Here is a 16,477-nt window from a genome sequence, read left to right as displayed (position 1 = left end):
TTTGTGAAATGCCTGCAACACATATCAGTGATTTTGACCCTGGCATCGGCTGTAGCCTGCCAGCAACCCATACCCGCTGACAACAATACTCCATCGCAGGCAACGGCCACCAAACATCCTAACTGCGACGGCCGCCAAAGTATTCAACCTATCAGTAATACTGCATCTTTTGAAAGGCCTTCCACTATCCTTTTGATTCGTTTGGAAAGACAGGATGCCCCGGTACTCATTGACAACTATAATGTTACTGAAAGCGATAATGCCAGACCGCTGGTGGTGGAAAACATGGTGATCGACTCAGACACCCTCGTTCCTGCATTTTTACGGGAAGAAGCGCTTACAGATAACGGGGATGATATCCGCACCCGTTTGTTTATGGCCAACTAGAATTCAGAAAAATACATATTGCCAGCTCAGCATAACAATATTGTAATCGTATCCCGTATTGGTGAAGGCGCCGATGTGAAACTGCGCTTTCAGGGAATGCTGCTTTGAAACGGGCACACCAAAGGTGGCGCCGATGCGCCAGTTATTCTCGAGGTTGCCCACCGCTTTTCCATCTACTTTGGTTACGCCGCCGCTGAACCAGTTCCCATTCAGACCGATCCACATCTGGTTATTGAAAATATAGTTGGTGTGGGCCTGGAACGAATAAACGGGTGCCTGGGATTGTACCTTATTACCCAGGTAACTGGTATTATCGGTATAAAACCAAACCCCTGCGTAAGCTTCTGCATAGAAGTGCTGCCAGCGTTGCGACACACCGATCTCGGGTTTGAATCCCCAGCGGTTGGCACCGAGGTTGATCAGTTTCTGCGGGTAGTATAATCCAAGGGGAATGGAAGTTACCAGGCTGACACCGAGGATGGTCTTTTGCTTGAATGTTCTGAATTCTTTCGGGGACAAAGCGGGTGAGCCAAGCAGGTTGATGCCAATGCGGATGCGGGCATCGGAGAAACCGTTGCGTGCGGTTGATGTATCCATGCCGCCCACTTTTGCCGTGCCGGACAAAAAAGAAAAGGGCCAGGTCAGTTGCACGCGGGCCAGTTTATTGAAGAGACCGAATGTCCGTACATATCCGATTCCCAGCGTATGCGCCTTGATTTTGCCGTCCGATATGGGCCGTGAAGGATCGGTAAGTACGTTACCTGCTGAATACCCGTATACCAGGGCGATGGCATTGGTACCCTTCGGCAGGTTGGCGTAGGCGCGCGGCTCCAGTTCCTGCGCTGTGGCGGAAGGCAACAAAGTTACAATGAGCAGAAAAATGCAGAAAGCGGCGGAGGCCAACTGCCGGAAGCTGTTCATGCTTCCAAGGTAGTTTTCCCCCGCCGCTTTTCCCGTTTTATGGCTGGTTTACCGTAAAATCAGCTGCCTGTTGAACCGCCTTTCTGCGTGATCATGAGGGGCTGAAATACATTCCTTTTAATTTTAGCCCTGCCGATAAAGCGGTTGCCTTCGATCCGGTTGAACATCCGGGGATAGATCATCACATCTTCATCGCGGGTATCGAACAGCAGTTCCTTTTTCATTTTGCCATCATTTCCGATTTTGGTCACAATCACCTGTCCGCCTTTTCCATTAACGTGGCGCTTCGGAACATCCTCATCTGCCAGGTCCATATTCTTGATATTATCAAGGTAGAGGAAATAATAACCACTGGCATCGCTCACTGTTTTGTAGCCGAGGGTAGCATAATCATTTACACCATACTGACGCTTCGGAACTTTTCTTACCCATGCCATATTGCCGTTTGCATCGATCTTCGTGGCGATGATATCGTCATAGTAATAGTAGTAGTTTTTGGTGCTTGAGTTCATGTATACGCCGGTTCCGGACATCCTGGATGTGTACACCACCTCCATCATGTATTCCTCACAGCTGAAGAAGATACTGCCGTCCTGCTCCACGATTACATCACGCACTTTCAGGTTGGGCATTTCAAAGTCTTCTGCCCTTTCCATCTTTCTCCTGTCGCGTCCTTTCTCATATTTGGCCAGTTCTTCCACCGGAAACTCGTAATATCCCTTTTTGAAATTCACGAGGTTGCCGGTGCCATCGATATTCGCGAGGAAGACGCCGTCTGTTCCGGTGTTCCGTTTTTTGGATTTCTTGGAATAGGTACAGGCTACCACCAGGCTTTTGGATCCATTTTCAATCAGGGTGGTTTCGCGGATGAAATAATCATCCAGCATCACTTTGGTGATCATTGGTTTGCTGCTGCCTTTTGAAAATTTCATGACTTCAAAGTGATACCCGGGTTTGCCTTCCTTGTCTTTCTCTTTCCTGGAATCGTTCTCATATACCTTAGCGAGGAGATAGGCATTTCCCTCTGAATCGACTGTAAAATCAGAGTTATCCATTACAGCTTCCGTGTAGGGCATGCTAAATTCGCCGCCCCAGAGTTTTTCCATATTGTCGTTAAAAACCTGGAAGCCGAGTTTGTCGTAGTTCTTTTTATCGTTGCGTTGTTCCGGGAATAGCCGGTAGCTGATCAGGAGCTTTGTTTTGTCGTGGCTGTAAGTGAAATCGTATTTGTCGTCGACCTTCGATATGTACCAGCCCCTGGGTACCAGGTTTCCTGTAACCTTGGTGGTAGAGAACAACAGTTTGTTGTTGTCTTCCAGTTTTCCGGTTTTCACATTGATGCGGGCAGAATAGAGTTGTTCCTGCTGGTCGTCTTTGTTCCAGTCGCTGTGCAGCCAGAAATATTGGCCATTGGTGAATTCCGTTACGACCTCGCTGTTCATGTTGCGGGTAGCTTCAGGTACGTCTATAATCCGCTCCGAAGATTTGTTCAGTGATTTCGGATCGAACTGAACGAGGATCAGTTCTTCCTTCTTGATCGAAATATTGACCAGGCCGTCTTTGTCGTTGCCGACGAAGGCGAGGTCGGTTGTTTTGCGGGGCAGGTCGTATTCCATGCCCAGTTTGAAATCGAATTTGGCGGTTTGCCCATTAGCGATGCCTGCAAGGAGACAGCCTGAAAGCAATAGAACCTGTTTCATATAAATGGGGATTTGTTTTAATCAGGGTGCGGACAGATTGCCGGTGCTCGAACCGGACTGATTGGATGGTGATGTCAGGGTGAATGTACCTTCCATGGTCACTGTATTCGGAGTCGTCTGACAAGGTGTTTCCGCAGGCGGGTTGGTAACGGTGATGTATATGCTGTCGTTTTTTGTTTCACAGTCAGGAATTCCGAAAGTGCTGAGTACATAGAGGCCTTCATCGAATTTGCTGATGCGACCGATCATGTATTCCGGGTTGTATTCAGAGGACTTGCCCTCACGGGACAATATTACGTTGGTGTAGTCAGGTAACCCTGCGGCGCGTAAGGTCATTTCTTCGCCGCGCAGATAAGCCGTCTTTGCTGTTTCGATGGTAACATTTTCCAGGAGGGTGCAGGCATTTGCTTCGTCGTCGGGGGATTCAGCCAGTTTGACGCAGGAGATGAGGCAAACGGATGCAATTGAGGCTACGGACAGGGCTTTGAACGATCTCAAGGGTAAGGTTTAGGGCCGCAATATAATCGCTTTTTAATTATTTGTCGTATACTTGGCTACCAACGATCGGTTTGCCTGTTACAAAAGCTGTATGAAGAAATACTTGCCTTTTCTGACAGGACATTATTCCACGGCACCGGGGTTGTTACCGATCCACCGGCAGGAGCATGCTGCCGATCAGCTGATCTTCCAGATCGATCAGCAATATTCCGCCTACCGCGCCAACAAGCTGTGTTGCAGGGAAGAAAATATTCATAAATATTATATCGAGAGGGATTGCCGCCTGGAAACGATGCGTGCCGTCAATGAATACCTCGTGTACCAGCTGCAGTACGAATATCCGTTACTGTTTGATTTTACCACGGGCAGGAACGATTCACTGCTCACCAACCTGAACACCGGTGAAATCATCCGGTGGCGGACGGCGACCATGGAACTGGAAGGATCTGCCTATGTCAGCCTGTTCGATGCCCTTTGCAGCCAGGTGCAGGAAGACCTGGCGATTTGCCAGCTGACTGAAGCGCGGGACTGGCTAGCGGCGATTCACCTTTGTGCGCCCAATCACTGGTCGGCGGCAGACAAGATCGGCAAGCCCTTTGATGCCGTTCATGCGCCGGTACCGGGGATGGAAAAGACGATGCCTTCCTATTTTAAAATGCTGCAGAGTATCGTGGACAAGGGGCCATTCACCCGTTTCGCCTGGGGTATAGGGACGGATTACCGGCTGAATCATCATCCCGAACCGCCGCCGGGCTGGGATCCTAAATCATGGCACGGCAGGAAGATCAACCGCAAATCCGAATTATTTATCCGGACTGAGCGGCAGAACCTGGTTGGTTTCCCTGCGCAGCAGGCATTTTTGTTCACGATCCGGACCTACTTCTACCCTGTTCGTGACCTGGATCCTGCTGAGAAAACGGCGTTGTGGTCGGCGGTGCGGAGTATGTCGCACGAGGCGCTGGCATATAAGGGGCTGGAGGGGGTGACGGCCTGGCTCGCGGAGAAACTGTTTGAGGAGTAGAAGAAAGTTTGGGGTCTGGAGTTTGGCTTTGCCTGCCGAAGCTTTAGCGAAGGAAGGTGTTGCTTTCAGGAAAACCGGCAATTCATAAATTCGAGTGAAATGAGCCACCAGCCTGCGTTTCAGAAACGTATACGTTATAAACGGTTAATTTGCGGGGGAAGAACAGGTTTCCGTTAACTTGCCTGCCGTTATATCAGCTTCTCTTTTGGATCAATTTCTCTTTTGGATCAATTTCTCTTTTGTATCACTTATCCGTTTAATAAGCCGCTGAATAAAACGGGTAATACGCATACGACTACGAAACGCAGGCTGGTGGCTCATTTCACTCAAACTTGTGAATTGCTCTTTTTTCAAAAAGGAACCCCTGCTCAAACTAAACCATCAGGTGGAAGCAGGTGGAAGCAGGTGGAAGCAGGTAGAAGCCTGAGGACCGTTAATAAAAAAGGGGCCGCTGAAAAGCAGCCCCGTTTGGGAATTCTAACCAATACAACGGAAGGCAATGCTACTCCGCGTAAAGTACTTCGTCGAATTTGCGATAGAGCCCTGATGCATTCAGGTACATGTATTTCAGGTAAAACACGCGCCCAACAGGATCATAGGTGCAGGCGCCATCGGCTACTACTGAGAGCCCCGCTTCACTGCCGGATTTCGACAGGATATTTACAGTATTGTCTTCATTGATGGTCATGTACACCTGGAGGGTGGTGTTGGCAAAAACAGACGGGGCGATCTGGAACTGGTACTCGCCGTCTCCGTTAAAATAGACCCATTTCCACTCTTCGAAACTGGCGAGGGCTGTTGATGGCCTGTCCAGCGTACCCATGGAATAATACCAGCCTTCGCGTTTGGCATCCAGCATGTCTTTGACTTTCCTGTCCATCGAATCAACACCCGCCACCGCGAAAGTGTCGATTGCCTGGCTGCTGGGTTTGTAGTAGGACTGATAGTACACTTTGGTGCCTTCTTTCCATTCCGGAAGGGTCTTTTCAAAATCGTCAGGGCCCAGAAAAACGGTTTTGCCTTCGCCCCGGATATTGGTGTACCGGATTTCGGTACGTACGTTAACTGTATCAGGTATGCCCCAGGTGGTGACCAGCCCACCGTCTTCGTTCATTGATAGCGAACTGAGGTTTCGGTTATACAACCCCGACAGGTAGTTGTCGCCGTAAACTTTTACATTCAGCACCTGACGAAGGGTGGACCGGTTTCCCTGCTGGTCATAGGAATAGACGAAGAAATTGGTAGTAGATTCCGGAAGACCGGTGATCAGCTGCCTGATCGTGTCACTGGCCTGGTGTGTTGACGCCGGAATTTCAAGAGAGTCATTGCCATTGTTCCAGAAAACCCTGTAACTGACAATGGAAGGGTCTGTATTCGGCAACCACGTGACCAGCACACGCTTGTATCCTGAATAAACGGTAAGCTGTTCCACATTGCCGGGATAAATGATCTCCCGCTCTTTCAGGTAATCGCGGAAATTACTGTCCGCCTTGCTGCAGGAAGCAGCCACGGCCAGGAACAGGCAGATCGCTGCAGCCCACTTTATCGTTTGATGTTTCATTTTAAGGTTTGATGTTTGAGGATTGAAGTTTGGGGTTAATTGCCCCAGAAAGTGAGTTCCATCATATGCATGAAGCTGCTGCCCGACCAGGTTTCCAGCGTTTCGAAACGCAGGTAACGCACTGCAGGCAGACCCACCGGGAAATTGTACTCGAAGCCGGCTTGTGCAAAGAGTTCATCTTCCGGGGTGAAGGATGGGCCTGGTAATCCGGAAGGTTTGGGATAACACTCGAACTCGCCTAACAGGGTCCATCCGTCAAAGCTCCCATCGGGGTTGGGATTGGTTGCTCCCCAGATGCGCCAGCGTTTAGGATTGCCATGGTAATAGGTATACGTGCCTGTTCTTTCCCAGATCTTGTACCGGCTCAGCTGTGAGCTCACCCCAAGGTCAAAGGTGAAATGCTGGGGCATGCCACCACCTACTGCAGTATGGAAGCCGCTGCCTTCGGTTATTCCATCATTGTCCCACAGGTAATTCACCTCCCAGCCCCAGTCGGATGCCTGGTCAGTGGGAAGCGGGTAAGGCTGAAACTTTGCTTTGTCCAGCTGGTATTCATACAACGGTGTCAGGGTGGTGAACAGGGTATCGGAAACATTGTTCCATTTGTCCGTGGTGAAAATGGCAAAGTCCCGCGGCTCAGCGGCATATCCCCTTACGCTGAATTTGATATTTTCAAATGCAGAGAATTGCTGATCGGCAACCTGCCAGTCGCCATTCTGGTCTTTCGTCATCACAATCACACCTACATCTTTTTTCCGGGAATTGGTGCCGCTGACAAATACACCACCGAAATCAGGCAATGCAGTAATGGTTTCCCGCACGAGCCGGTATACCGGTTTCAAGGGATGCACGGTTACAGTAACCGGGTCTGATTTTACTTCAGCACGCGAGATAACGGTGAGGGTTACCTGGTAATCCTGTTCCTCATTGAAACCATCCACCACCAGCTTGTTGTCATAATAGGAAGCTTTTGTTTGCCGTGAAACTGACTGGTTGATCTTGTAGTCGGCCTGCACATACAGGATGTTGTCGGATTTGGGCAGGTCGTAGGAGATCTCGGCACCACCATTCACGGCAACGGACTGAACATTCGTTACGGGCAGTGGTTTGGTGGGATCAGTAGAGGGCGGACTGTTGTAGTCTGCTTTCTTGTCGCACGACAGTATTGTCAGGGAAACGAGCCAGCAGCACAGTAGTATTCTATTGCTAAGCATGTGAAATATTTTGGTTTACCAGTAAAGGTTTTGAACGAGTTTGGGATTTACGGAAAGGTTGTCGGTAAGGATCGGCCAGAAATAATCCCGGGTCTGGAAGGACGGTGTGAGGATGGTCCGCGGACGGTAATAGTACCCGGCTTCCGACTGATCGATATCCCAGCCCTGGATGGGACGGCTCAACACATCGGCCATCGTTTTCCAGCGGCGGAGATCCCATCCGGCCTGTCCCTCGAAACACAATTCAATTCTCCTTTCGTGCTGTATGATTTTGCGCAGGCCGTCTTTTGTTGTATAGGCAGCGGGATATTTTGAATATTGGGTCCATGCCGTTTCCACGTTTTCCAGCCCGGCGCGGTTGCGTACCTGGTTGATCCATTGCAGGGCATTGCCGGTTGGGCCTTCGCTTTCATTCAGTGCTTCTGCATACAGCAGGTATAAACCCGCCATCCGTATGACCGGCCAGGGATACCAGACTTCTGAGGTAATGTTCTCATCGAGTACGGTCTGGTAGTGGATCAGTTTCTTGGGCCAGTAACCGGACACATTGTACCGCGTACCGTCAGTTTTTCCTGCCGGTCCGCCAATACGCCCCTGGAGGTGATAGGCAGTGGCATCACTGAGCTGGCCGTTACCAAACCACTTGCCGCCATCAAAGCCGAGGCTGGCATAGAATCGTGGTTCCCGGTTGAGGTGTAACTGTACGGTTGTATATCCCTGTTCCACATAGAAACGATTGGCCTCATTGCCCGTAGTCAGGTTAAACCTTTCTGCATAATTCCAGGTTTTGTCTTCCTCGATGGGCACCCCATGGTTGGAGTAAAACATTTCTGCCGTATTGATGGTGGAACCGAACTGGCCATAGATGTAATAGTTGTTCATTGCGCCGGGCGTAAGGCGTGCCGCGGTGACGCGCTGGTAATTGTAGCCGGGGTTTAATGCCCAGATCTCTTCATCGTTCCAATCGTCGGTCACGGCATTCTGAAGGGTCAGCAGCAGCTTGGTGGAATCGGACACCTGTCCGAGGTTGCCCGGTGCCACAAAATGATAGAGCTGGTAGTTGGCGGCATGGCAGGCATCGATGGCTTCTTTGCAGGCTGCGACTGCCACTTCCCATTTTTTCGGATCGGTTTCAGGGGCAAATAAGGCATTGCCTTCCTTGTCTTTCAGGGCAGCCATATCGGGGTTGCCGTTGAACAGGGGACTTGCCTGTGTCACCCGCACTTCAGCTTTTACAGCGCGGGCAATGGTTTTGGTGATCCGGCCCATCTCATTGGATTCTACCTGGATCTCTTCCGGCAGGTCTGTAATGGCTTCATCGAGCAGGGCTACCACGTAGTTAAACACGGTGTCAACATGTTCCCGGGGAATACGCACTTCTTCGGAAGTTGCACTCACCGGGAGGTTGGTACGGATGACGGGGATGGGACCGTACATCCTGGTCAGCCAGAAGTGATAATAGGCTTTCAGGAATTTCGCTTCTGCGGTCCACCTTTTCTTTTCCTGCGGGGAAAGGTCGGGCGGAAGACTGATGTTGTCGATCAGGATATTGCAACGCCGGATGGCCTGGTACATCGACGGTGCGCCGCCTTTTCCATCCCAGAAATTGAGTGTGGGATTAATCGCAGTCTGCGTACCGCGAAGGATCTGGAAGCCGTCCATGAACATCTGGGGTTCGCCCCAGAAAGAAGGCATTACCACTTCTCCGGAGGTGGTAAATCCGGGATTGAGGTCCACCCGGCTGAGTTGTTGCAGGGTGTTGTAACAGGTAAAAAGATATTTTTCTGCTTCCAGCCTGTTGCGGAAGGCGTAATCGATGGTCGCGACGTTGTCCGGAACTACATCAAGGTATTTTTTGCAGGAAGTAACGAGGATGGATCCTGTTGCTACCAGCCATATATAAACGAAGAACTTTTTTGCTTTCATCACAATTGCAGGATTGGTTTAAAAATTGGCATTAATGGCAAAACTGAAAACGCGCTGGATCGGGTAAGCCAGGCCGTTACCCGCGAGTTCCGGATCCCAGTCTTTGAACGGGCTCCAGCAGATGAGGTTCATCCCGTTCACATAAACACGGAGGTTCTGCATGAACAGTTTTTTGGAAACGCGTGCCGGCACTGTGTATCCCAGTTCAACAGATTTCAGGCGGAGGAAAGAACCGTTGCGCATATACCAGGTGCTCATTTGTGTGTTGTTGGCATGCTGTTCCGGCGAATAGCGCGGCCAGATGGCGTACAGGTCCTGGTTTTCTTCAGACCAGTGACTGTCGGCATACACCTGCAGCAGGTTGGTATTGTTGACGAAGGGTGCTGTCTTGTTCGGATCAACAAAGAAGGAAGAACGTGCAGATCCCTGGAAGAAGAAGGACAGGTCAAATCCTTTATACCCGCTGGATGCACCAAAGCCATAGATGATTTCAGGCACCGTGGGGTAACCAAAGAAAACCTGGTCTCTTTCGGAAATGATGCCATCACCATTTACGTCACGGTATTTGATATCTCCTCCCCGCACGGCCATGGTTTCACCGGGAAAATTCTGTTGGGGCGATGCAGCCACTTCCTTATCGTCTACGAACAGTCTTTCTGCGATATAACCGAAAGGCCTGTTCAAAGGCTGACCGATACGGCTGCGCCAGGGTTCGTCGTATTGTGGTTCCTCATACTCGGTGTATTTGTTGCGGGAGAAGGTCATGTTGCCGCGGCCTTTGATCCATCCTTTACCGCCTGCAAAATTGACCGTGTAATCGGCCTGCAGGTCGATGCCCCTGGTTTCTGCCTTCCCGAGGTTGGCACTGATCGGAGCTTCCAATCCGAGTGTCGTGGGAATGGTATTTCTTACCTGGAGGATATTGCTGCGTTTCATGCGGTATACTTCGGCAGTAATATTCAGTCCCTTGAAGAGCTGCATTTCCAGTCCCAGGTTGGTGGACAGAGATTGCTCCCAGGTGACAGCGTTGTTCTGGTACCGGGAGATCAGGATGCTGGGCTGCGAATAGGTATTACGGAGACCGAAAACGGCAGCCGTCGGGCCGTTGAGGTTCACGTTGGACATATAGTAAAACCGTTCATCGCTGATGGCATCGTTACCCGAAAGTCCATGGCTGGCGCGCAGTTTCAGGCGCTGGATGATATCGGAGATTCCGCCCTTCCAGAATTTCTCATTGGATAAAACCCAGGATGCACCCAGTGTCGGGAAGAAGCCATAACGATTTTGTTCAGAGAAGCGTTCAGACCCGTTGTACCCGAAGTTGAATTCCAGGAAATAGCGGCTGGAATAGGAATAGGTGGCACGGCCGGCCAGCCCGATGTTACGGTATGGTAGTGATGACAGCAGGTCGTTAACTTCCTTACTCACAGCGAGTGATTGCTGCCTGGTGGCAACCACAGAAGCGCTGACGCCATGTTCACCGAATTTGCGATCGTAATCAATTACACCCTGCAGGTAGTAGAATGAATTGATCTGGCGGTTCCAGGGATTGGAAACATAATCGAGGTATTCTGTGGGCTGGGCGAAATTGGAATTCTGGTTGTTGAGCCAGGATAAGGTATAGGAGTTGCTGACTTTGTCGTACCCCGCATTGGGAATGGTATAGTAAAAAGGATTGTACCGGCGGGTTACATCAAAATAGGAAAACCGGTTGGTGCTCAGCAGCCCGCGGAAATTCAGGCCTTCTGTGATGAAGCCCAGTTTCTGCGTGAGTTCGATTTGCGCACTCATGCGGGAGCGGGAGAAATTCTGGTATCCCCGCATCAGTTCGGCGTAGGGATTTTTAGCCAGGTTACCATCCCGGAGTGTATTACCGAAAAGGATATGCTGCGTATAGGCATTCGCGGCATCCGGTGCGTAATACGCGGGGAAATCCACCGGGCTGGTATGCAGGATCAGGGAATAGATATCGGTATTGATATCCCCTGAATCGGAAATGGGGCCGGTGAATTCATCAAAGTTTCCCGATAATCTTACGACCGCCTGCGTGGTACTGGTGATGTTCACATTCACATTGGAACGCAGCTGGTAGTTGCGGAATTTCGCATTGCTGCTGAAGGTATTCATGTCATCCTTCTTCAGCGTGCCGTTGTCGAACATGGCAGAACCGGAAATATAGTAACGCGCCACTTTACCGCCGCCGCTAACGCCCATGTTCATGCGATGGTTGGCCGTGCGTGACTTCATCAGCATGTCCATCCAGTTGACTACCGGGTACACATACTGGTTGCGGTTGGGATCCATCCGGTTGCGGATATCGTTTTCCGTATAGCGGGGAGCCTGGCGGTTCTCATCGGTTACGCGATTGGCGATAGCTTCATTGTAGCCGCGCATGTAAGTAATCGGATCAGCCAGTTCGATGCTTTGGGTTGGTTGGGAAATGGATTCTTCGAGGCGGAGGTTGATCTGGGCCTTGCCTTCCTTGCCTTCCTTGGTGGTCACGAGGATCACCCCGTTGGCACCGCGGGCACCATAGAGTGCAGTAGCGCTTGCGTCTTTCAGGATGGAGAAGCTGGCGATATCATCTACCTGGATGCGGGCGAGATCGTTGGCAGTCAGTTCGACGTTATCGATCAGGATCAGCGGATCCTGCTTGTAACCGAATGTGGTAACGCCTCTTACAAAAAAGTTAGCGTTATCGGCTCCGGGCTGGCCACTGCGCTGATAGGAAATCAGGCCGGCGATCTGTCCCGATAATGCCGTGGTAAGGTTACTGGCAGGAATTTTTAGGTCCCCGGGTTTGATGGTCGTAACAGAACCGACTGTCGCTTCTTTACGCTGTTTGCGGCCGTAGGCAGTTACCACCACATCCTGCATGGTATTGGCCAGTGACTTCACCACGATGTCGATGACGGTCCTGTTGCTGACAGCAATGGTTTGCGATGAAAATCCCTGGGCTGTAATTTCCAGTTCATCATCCGGTAGTACGTCCAGCACGAATTTTCCATTCATGTCGGAACTCGTTCCTTCACCGGAACGGCTTTTCACTACAATACTGATACCCGGCGTAATCGCACCGGTAGAATCTCTGATGGTGCCTGTAATGGTGATCTTTTTTTGCTGGGAAAAACCTGCTGAAGGCAGGCCGGCCAAAGCGCTGGCCAGTAACAAAAGGGGCAATAGCTGCCTTAACCGGGAAAGCAGTGCTTTTCCAGTGGAGGATAAGTACATAAGCAGTAATGATTGGTTAGATAATAGAGATCCTTATTTGTTCAGATTTTTTACTGTCGGATCTGGCAGCATATTCAAAACAGCAACTGGAGCAGGCTGGGCTACTAATCAAAAACACGGCAACAGGAGCAAGTCAATCTCCGGCACAATAAGACATACCAAATCAATGAAGGCAAATTAGAATGGAAACGAGGGTGAAACAAACAGCGGGTTAACAATTTCTGGCGTTATGTTAGCACTTATGTATTTAGGAAGGTTTGGGTCCGGATACCCGGCGAAGGAAAGGGCTGCTTTTTATAAAACAGGTAATTTATAAAACTCAGTGAAATGAGCCACCAGACTACATTTCACAAACGTATGCGATATAGACGGATATGAAATGAATACAAAACAGACCTTCGTTAATCAAGCCGGAACAGGACTGAGCTGGCTTCCCTGTATTTCCTGCCAATGATGGAGTCGGTGTGCCTTGCCACCCTTATCCGATAATGATTTTCCAGGAGGATCTGGCATATTATTTACCCGTTTAACCATCTACCCGTTTAACCATTTAGCCGCCTGGCCTTCTACCCGTTTAACAATTTATTCGATTAGCGATTCATATGTTTAGCTATTTACACGTTTGCAGAAAGCATTTTTAGACGAATACTTCACATACGGATATAAAACGCAGTCTGGTGGCTCATTTCACTGAGTTTTATGAATTGCAATATTTTAAAAAGAGGATACCTCCCGCGCTACCGAAGCAATCAATACAACCGAACAGCAATCAAAAAATAAATCAGAAACGGAAGGCCATTGTAAAATACGGATACCAGCCTTCTTTGGAATAGCCGGCGAGTACATTGAAGGAAACCAGGGAAGCCGGCACGAAATAAATACCCGCGCCGACACCATTGTGCCATACACCGGATTTTTCATCAGGCACCCATATGCGGCCGATATCCCAGAAGCTGGTGAGGCCAAGTTCACCCGGAAGGATATAACTGGCGACGCGTACGATCCGGATGCGTGCCTCAAGGTTATTGTACAGGCTGTGGCGGCCGGCAAAGCGGAACTGGCGGTAGCCCAGCAGGTTCTCCTGGCCGCCGAGGACGGCCTGCTGGTAAAATGCTTCTTTACCAACGGTTACAGCGCCTCCGGTACGATTGGCGAGCACGAATCGCTTTTTCTTTCCCAATGCCCGGTAGAAATCAATCTCACCGATGAACTGACCATAATCCTTTGCAAAGCTTTCCAATCCGGCGTAGCCCTGCAGCCGCAGGTGGACGTACATGCCGCGGCGCGGTATGATCCTGCTGTCGCGGCGGTCAAGGATATAGGTTAGTCCAGCCCCGAGGTGCAGTTTGTTTTCATAAATCGTGGCACTGTCATAAGTGGTCACGGCACCGGGCTGGTTAATGAACCTGCCCTTGTTGTCTTCGGGGTCATAAACATAGTAGTATAATGACGGACCGGCAGAGAGGGTGGCCGTATTGCCGAAGGTCCACCGCAGGGAGGGTTCAAAGCGGTAGGTGTTGAAGCGGGTGCGGTAATAGGTTTTGTAGTCGCCCGTTTTGTCGTAAACAGTTTCGTTGCCGCTGCCGAAGAAGTTGAAGGTATTGTTGGGGGCATTGATCAGTGCGCGGACAAGCAGGTCGGCATTACCGGCCACATCGGTCCATTCGCCCTGGTAGGTAATGCGGTAAGCGGCTGTAGAGAAAGAATGGGTAGCCATGAGCTGGTGACGGCTGGCAAAAGGTTGCTTTCCGAACCCGTGCTGGCGGGTGAAAATGAATCCGGCGCCAAGAAGGAACCCGTCATCGATGTTGATACCGACATTGATTTTGGGTTGCCAGATATCATAGAGGTTGACGGGGTGAAAAGGTGTTCGTGCCGCATCATATTGTTTCAGTTTCCTTTTGCCGGACTGAAGCGCAACGGTAGCACTGTCCGGTGCGATCAGCCTGAGTTTTATGGGGGAGTTTGCATTGCTGATGCGGACGCTGTCGGCGCCTTCCCCCGTGTATAGCCGGATCTCACGGGTGAGGTGATGGTCATAGGTTTTTTCCATCAGCAGATCGGTGATTTCGTGTTGCCGGTTGATCTTGTACATCCTGACTACCAGGTCACGGTTACCAGTGTCCGCAATGGTGATCCATTCATTTTTATTGCTGGCGCGGATGTCGACGATGCGTTGCGTAAACCGGTAGTATTCCATCGCGGCGTCGGGAACGCGTTCCCGCCTGCTGATCAGTTTTTCCCTCAGGGTAGCGCCGCGCAGCCGGAATGCAGGTGCGGGTAAGCGGAGCAGTGCACTATCGATCACGGCGTCGGTGATGGCGGCCTGGAATGCCTTCGCGGTGGAATCCCACACTGTAGCCGACAACTGGAATCCCGGGTAGGGATGAACGAACCGGGTTTTGGACATCAGCCACCTGACCTTCTTGATGTGCGGATCAAAATCACGGAGAGTAGGTAAAATATAAGACCGGGAAGCCATCTTCGGAAAAAAACCTTCTGTGAGGTGAAATACCTGGTCGCGGTCACGTGGCACGCCGGAATAAGTCGTTATGCCATCAGTTTTTTCAGGATGCCACCGCCACTGGTCCTCGTGCCGGTCCCAGTCCCCCAGGTACATATCCAGTAATCTTGCTGTAAGAAATTCCGCGCCGTTTAACCGGTAGTCGTTATCGGACAGGAGATTCTTTTGCATTTTTTCAGAATTGTCCGACGGTTCCAGCGGCTCTCTTTCTTCAAACAGTACGACGAGGCCGGCGAATTGCCGGCGATATTCACCCAGGGCCGGATCATCTGCCACCACCCCCAGGATGGGTTGTGCATGTGGAATATTGACAGCGGTGGCGAAAGGGGGCACGGCCAGCGCCGAAAACGGGTGCTGGGCACTGGTCACGTCATCGATCCAGTCGCGGGCAAAGGTTTGCTGCAAAAGGGGTGGCAATAATTTGTCGGGAATTTTTTCGACGCTTCTCAACACCCATTCCTTTCCGTTGTTATCCTTCAGCCGCAGCGACTGTGATTGCATGCCGCCACCCAGCTGGTCGGGACGCAGGCCACCTTTCAGGACGGATATGCGCAGTAACGGCAGCGTAACCGGCATGGCCCATTCCTTCCGGTAATTTTCACCAAAAAAGTACCGGTGAAACTTTCCCGGTTTGTCGTAAGATTGATGCACCATAACGGTTACACTGTCCTGTGCAACGGCACGGGTGCAGCAGGTCATCAGACAAATTGCTGTTAAACTGAACGTTATACTGTAAAATCGAATGACGCCGGTCATGTTATTAACATAATTATTTGCCTAAATTAGCAGCCGAAAGCTGTAACCATTCGCTATGAAGTTCGAGAAAATTCACAATAAGGGGCAGGCCAGGCTTTTTGATAACAGAATCCTGGAAATGTTGACCAAGACACATCCACTGGTGATCTGGGCGATGTACATTCCTATTATTTCCTACCTCTTTTACCTGAGTATGGATAAGGGGGGATTAAATTTCTGGAGAGCGGCGCTCACCTTTGGGTCCGGCGTTTTCTTCTGGACTTTCTTCGAATACATCATGCATCGCTTCGCGTTCCATTTTATTTCCGAAGATAAAGGTACACAACGGTTCATCTATGTAATGCATGGTAACCACCATGAATATCCGCGGGATAAGGAGCGGTTGTTCATGCCGCCGTTGCCGAGCCTGATGATCTCTTCTACCCTGCTGGCAATCTTTTATGGCATCGGTTACCTGCTGGATATGCCATTCTACGCACTGCCTTTCTTTGGCGGTTTTATTTTCGGATACCTGCTGTACGGTTCCATGCACTATGCCATACATGCCTGGAAGCCACCGTTTAAATTCATGAAACCTTTATGGCGCAATCACCACCTGCACCATTACAAGGATGAAGGCAAGGGATATGGTGTGAGCACTACCATCTGGGACCGGGTGTTCGGTACCATGTTTGATGTGTCCGACCGCAACGCGGCTGCCGGAAAGGAAGAGAGGGCTTAGCAAAATTCTAACGGCCT

11 protein-coding genes are annotated in these 16,477 nt (G+C 50.5%); 3 read left to right on the top strand and 8 right to left on the bottom strand.

Annotation, left to right across the window (positions count from 1 at the left end):
- Window positions 1-27 precede the first annotated feature (27 nt).
- Complete coding sequence (locus FPE01S_RS18920) at window positions 28-387, top strand: hypothetical protein (RefSeq protein WP_046370552.1); 360 nt, start codon at window positions 28-30, stop codon at window positions 385-387.
- A 3-nt stretch (window positions 388-390) separates the two neighbouring features.
- Here the strand turns inward: FPE01S_RS18920 and FPE01S_RS18915 are convergent, their stop codons facing one another.
- The 3 genes from FPE01S_RS18915 to FPE01S_RS18905 are packed head-to-tail and all read right to left on the bottom strand — an operon-like array spanning window position 391 to window position 3,506.
- Window positions 391-1,308 carry a transporter gene (locus FPE01S_RS18915; protein ID WP_245624024.1) on the bottom strand — a complete coding sequence of 306 codons (918 nt, stop codon included), beginning with the start codon at window positions 1,306-1,308 and terminating at the stop codon, window positions 391-393.
- A gap of 59 nt (window positions 1,309-1,367) precedes the next feature.
- Window positions 1,368-3,008 carry a glycoside hydrolase family protein gene (locus tag FPE01S_RS18910; protein WP_046370551.1) on the bottom strand — a complete coding sequence of 547 codons (1,641 nt, stop codon included), beginning with the start codon at window positions 3,006-3,008 and terminating at the stop codon, window positions 1,368-1,370.
- 21 nt (window positions 3,009-3,029) lie between these two features.
- Window positions 3,030-3,506, bottom strand: coding sequence for a hypothetical protein (locus FPE01S_RS18905; protein ID WP_046370550.1), 477 nt, complete (start codon window positions 3,504-3,506; stop codon window positions 3,030-3,032).
- A gap of 91 nt (window positions 3,507-3,597) precedes the next feature.
- Here FPE01S_RS18905 and FPE01S_RS18900 point away from each other — a divergent pair, with 91 nt between their 5' ends.
- Window positions 3,598-4,527: a heme-dependent oxidative N-demethylase family protein gene (locus FPE01S_RS18900; RefSeq protein ID WP_046370748.1), complete on the top strand. Its 930-nt coding sequence runs from the start codon at window positions 3,598-3,600 to the stop codon at window positions 4,525-4,527.
- A 502-nt stretch (window positions 4,528-5,029) separates the two neighbouring features.
- Here FPE01S_RS18900 and FPE01S_RS25105 read toward each other — a convergent pair.
- The 5 genes from FPE01S_RS25105 to FPE01S_RS18875 all read right to left on the bottom strand — a co-directional run bounded on the left by FPE01S_RS25105 (window position 5,030) and on the right by FPE01S_RS18875 (window position 15,682).
- Window positions 5,030-6,088 carry a DUF4998 domain-containing protein gene (locus tag FPE01S_RS25105; RefSeq protein WP_052956008.1) on the bottom strand — a complete coding sequence of 353 codons (1,059 nt, stop codon included), beginning with the start codon at window positions 6,086-6,088 and terminating at the stop codon, window positions 5,030-5,032.
- Between the two features lie 35 nt (window positions 6,089-6,123).
- The gene (locus FPE01S_RS18890; RefSeq protein ID WP_046370549.1) at window positions 6,124-7,302 is read right to left on the bottom strand and encodes a DUF5000 domain-containing lipoprotein; all 1,179 of its coding nucleotides are present in this window, start codon (window positions 7,300-7,302) and stop codon (window positions 6,124-6,126) included.
- Between the two features lie 15 nt (window positions 7,303-7,317).
- On the bottom strand, window positions 7,318-9,228 hold the full coding sequence (locus FPE01S_RS18885; RefSeq protein WP_046370548.1) for a RagB/SusD family nutrient uptake outer membrane protein: 1,911 nt from the start codon (window positions 9,226-9,228) through the stop codon (window positions 7,318-7,320).
- Between the two features lie 18 nt (window positions 9,229-9,246).
- Entirely contained in the window at window positions 9,247-12,459 is a 3,213-nt protein-coding gene (locus tag FPE01S_RS18880; RefSeq protein WP_083990329.1) for a SusC/RagA family TonB-linked outer membrane protein, read from the bottom strand.
- Window positions 12,460-13,240: 781 nt separating this feature from the next.
- The gene (locus tag FPE01S_RS18875) at window positions 13,241-15,682 is read right to left on the bottom strand and encodes a BamA/TamA family outer membrane protein (RefSeq protein ID WP_046370547.1); all 2,442 of its coding nucleotides are present in this window, start codon (window positions 15,680-15,682) and stop codon (window positions 13,241-13,243) included.
- Window positions 15,683-15,794: 112 nt separating this feature from the next.
- Between FPE01S_RS18875 and FPE01S_RS18870 the strand changes: the two genes are divergently transcribed.
- Window positions 15,795-16,460, top strand: a complete 666-nt coding sequence (locus FPE01S_RS18870; RefSeq protein ID WP_046370546.1) for a sterol desaturase family protein — start codon at window positions 15,795-15,797, stop codon at window positions 16,458-16,460.
- The last annotated feature ends 17 nt before the right edge of the window (window positions 16,461-16,477 follow it).

Origin of the sequence: Flavihumibacter petaseus NBRC 106054 (genome assembly GCF_000974785.1) — a bacterium.
Taxonomy (GTDB): domain Bacteria; phylum Bacteroidota; class Bacteroidia; order Chitinophagales; family Chitinophagaceae; genus Flavihumibacter; species Flavihumibacter petaseus.
This window is presented reverse-complemented; position numbering and strand designations above follow the sequence as displayed.

Coding starts and splice junctions, on each gene's coding strand:
- FPE01S_RS18915 (WP_245624024.1), bottom strand. CDS start 1,308: ATGAACAGCTTCCGGCAGTTGGCCTCCGCCGCTTTCTGCATTTTTCTG.
- FPE01S_RS18910 (WP_046370551.1), bottom strand. CDS start 3,008: ATGAAACAGGTTCTATTGCTTTCAGGCTGTCTCCTTGCAGGCATCGCT.
- FPE01S_RS18900 (WP_046370748.1), top strand. CDS start 3,598: ATGAAGAAATACTTGCCTTTTCTGACAGGACATTATTCCACGGCACCG.
- FPE01S_RS25105 (WP_052956008.1), bottom strand. CDS start 6,088: ATGAAACATCAAACGATAAAGTGGGCTGCAGCGATCTGCCTGTTCCTG.
- FPE01S_RS18890 (WP_046370549.1), bottom strand. CDS start 7,302: ATGCTTAGCAATAGAATACTACTGTGCTGCTGGCTCGTTTCCCTGACA.
- FPE01S_RS18885 (WP_046370548.1), bottom strand. CDS start 9,228: ATGAAAGCAAAAAAGTTCTTCGTTTATATATGGCTGGTAGCAACAGGA.
- FPE01S_RS18880 (WP_083990329.1), bottom strand. CDS start 12,459: ATGTACTTATCCTCCACTGGAAAAGCACTGCTTTCCCGGTTAAGGCAG.
- FPE01S_RS18875 (WP_046370547.1), bottom strand. CDS start 15,682: ATGACCTGCTGCACCCGTGCCGTTGCACAGGACAGTGTAACCGTTATG.
- FPE01S_RS18870 (WP_046370546.1), top strand. CDS start 15,795: ATGAAGTTCGAGAAAATTCACAATAAGGGGCAGGCCAGGCTTTTTGAT.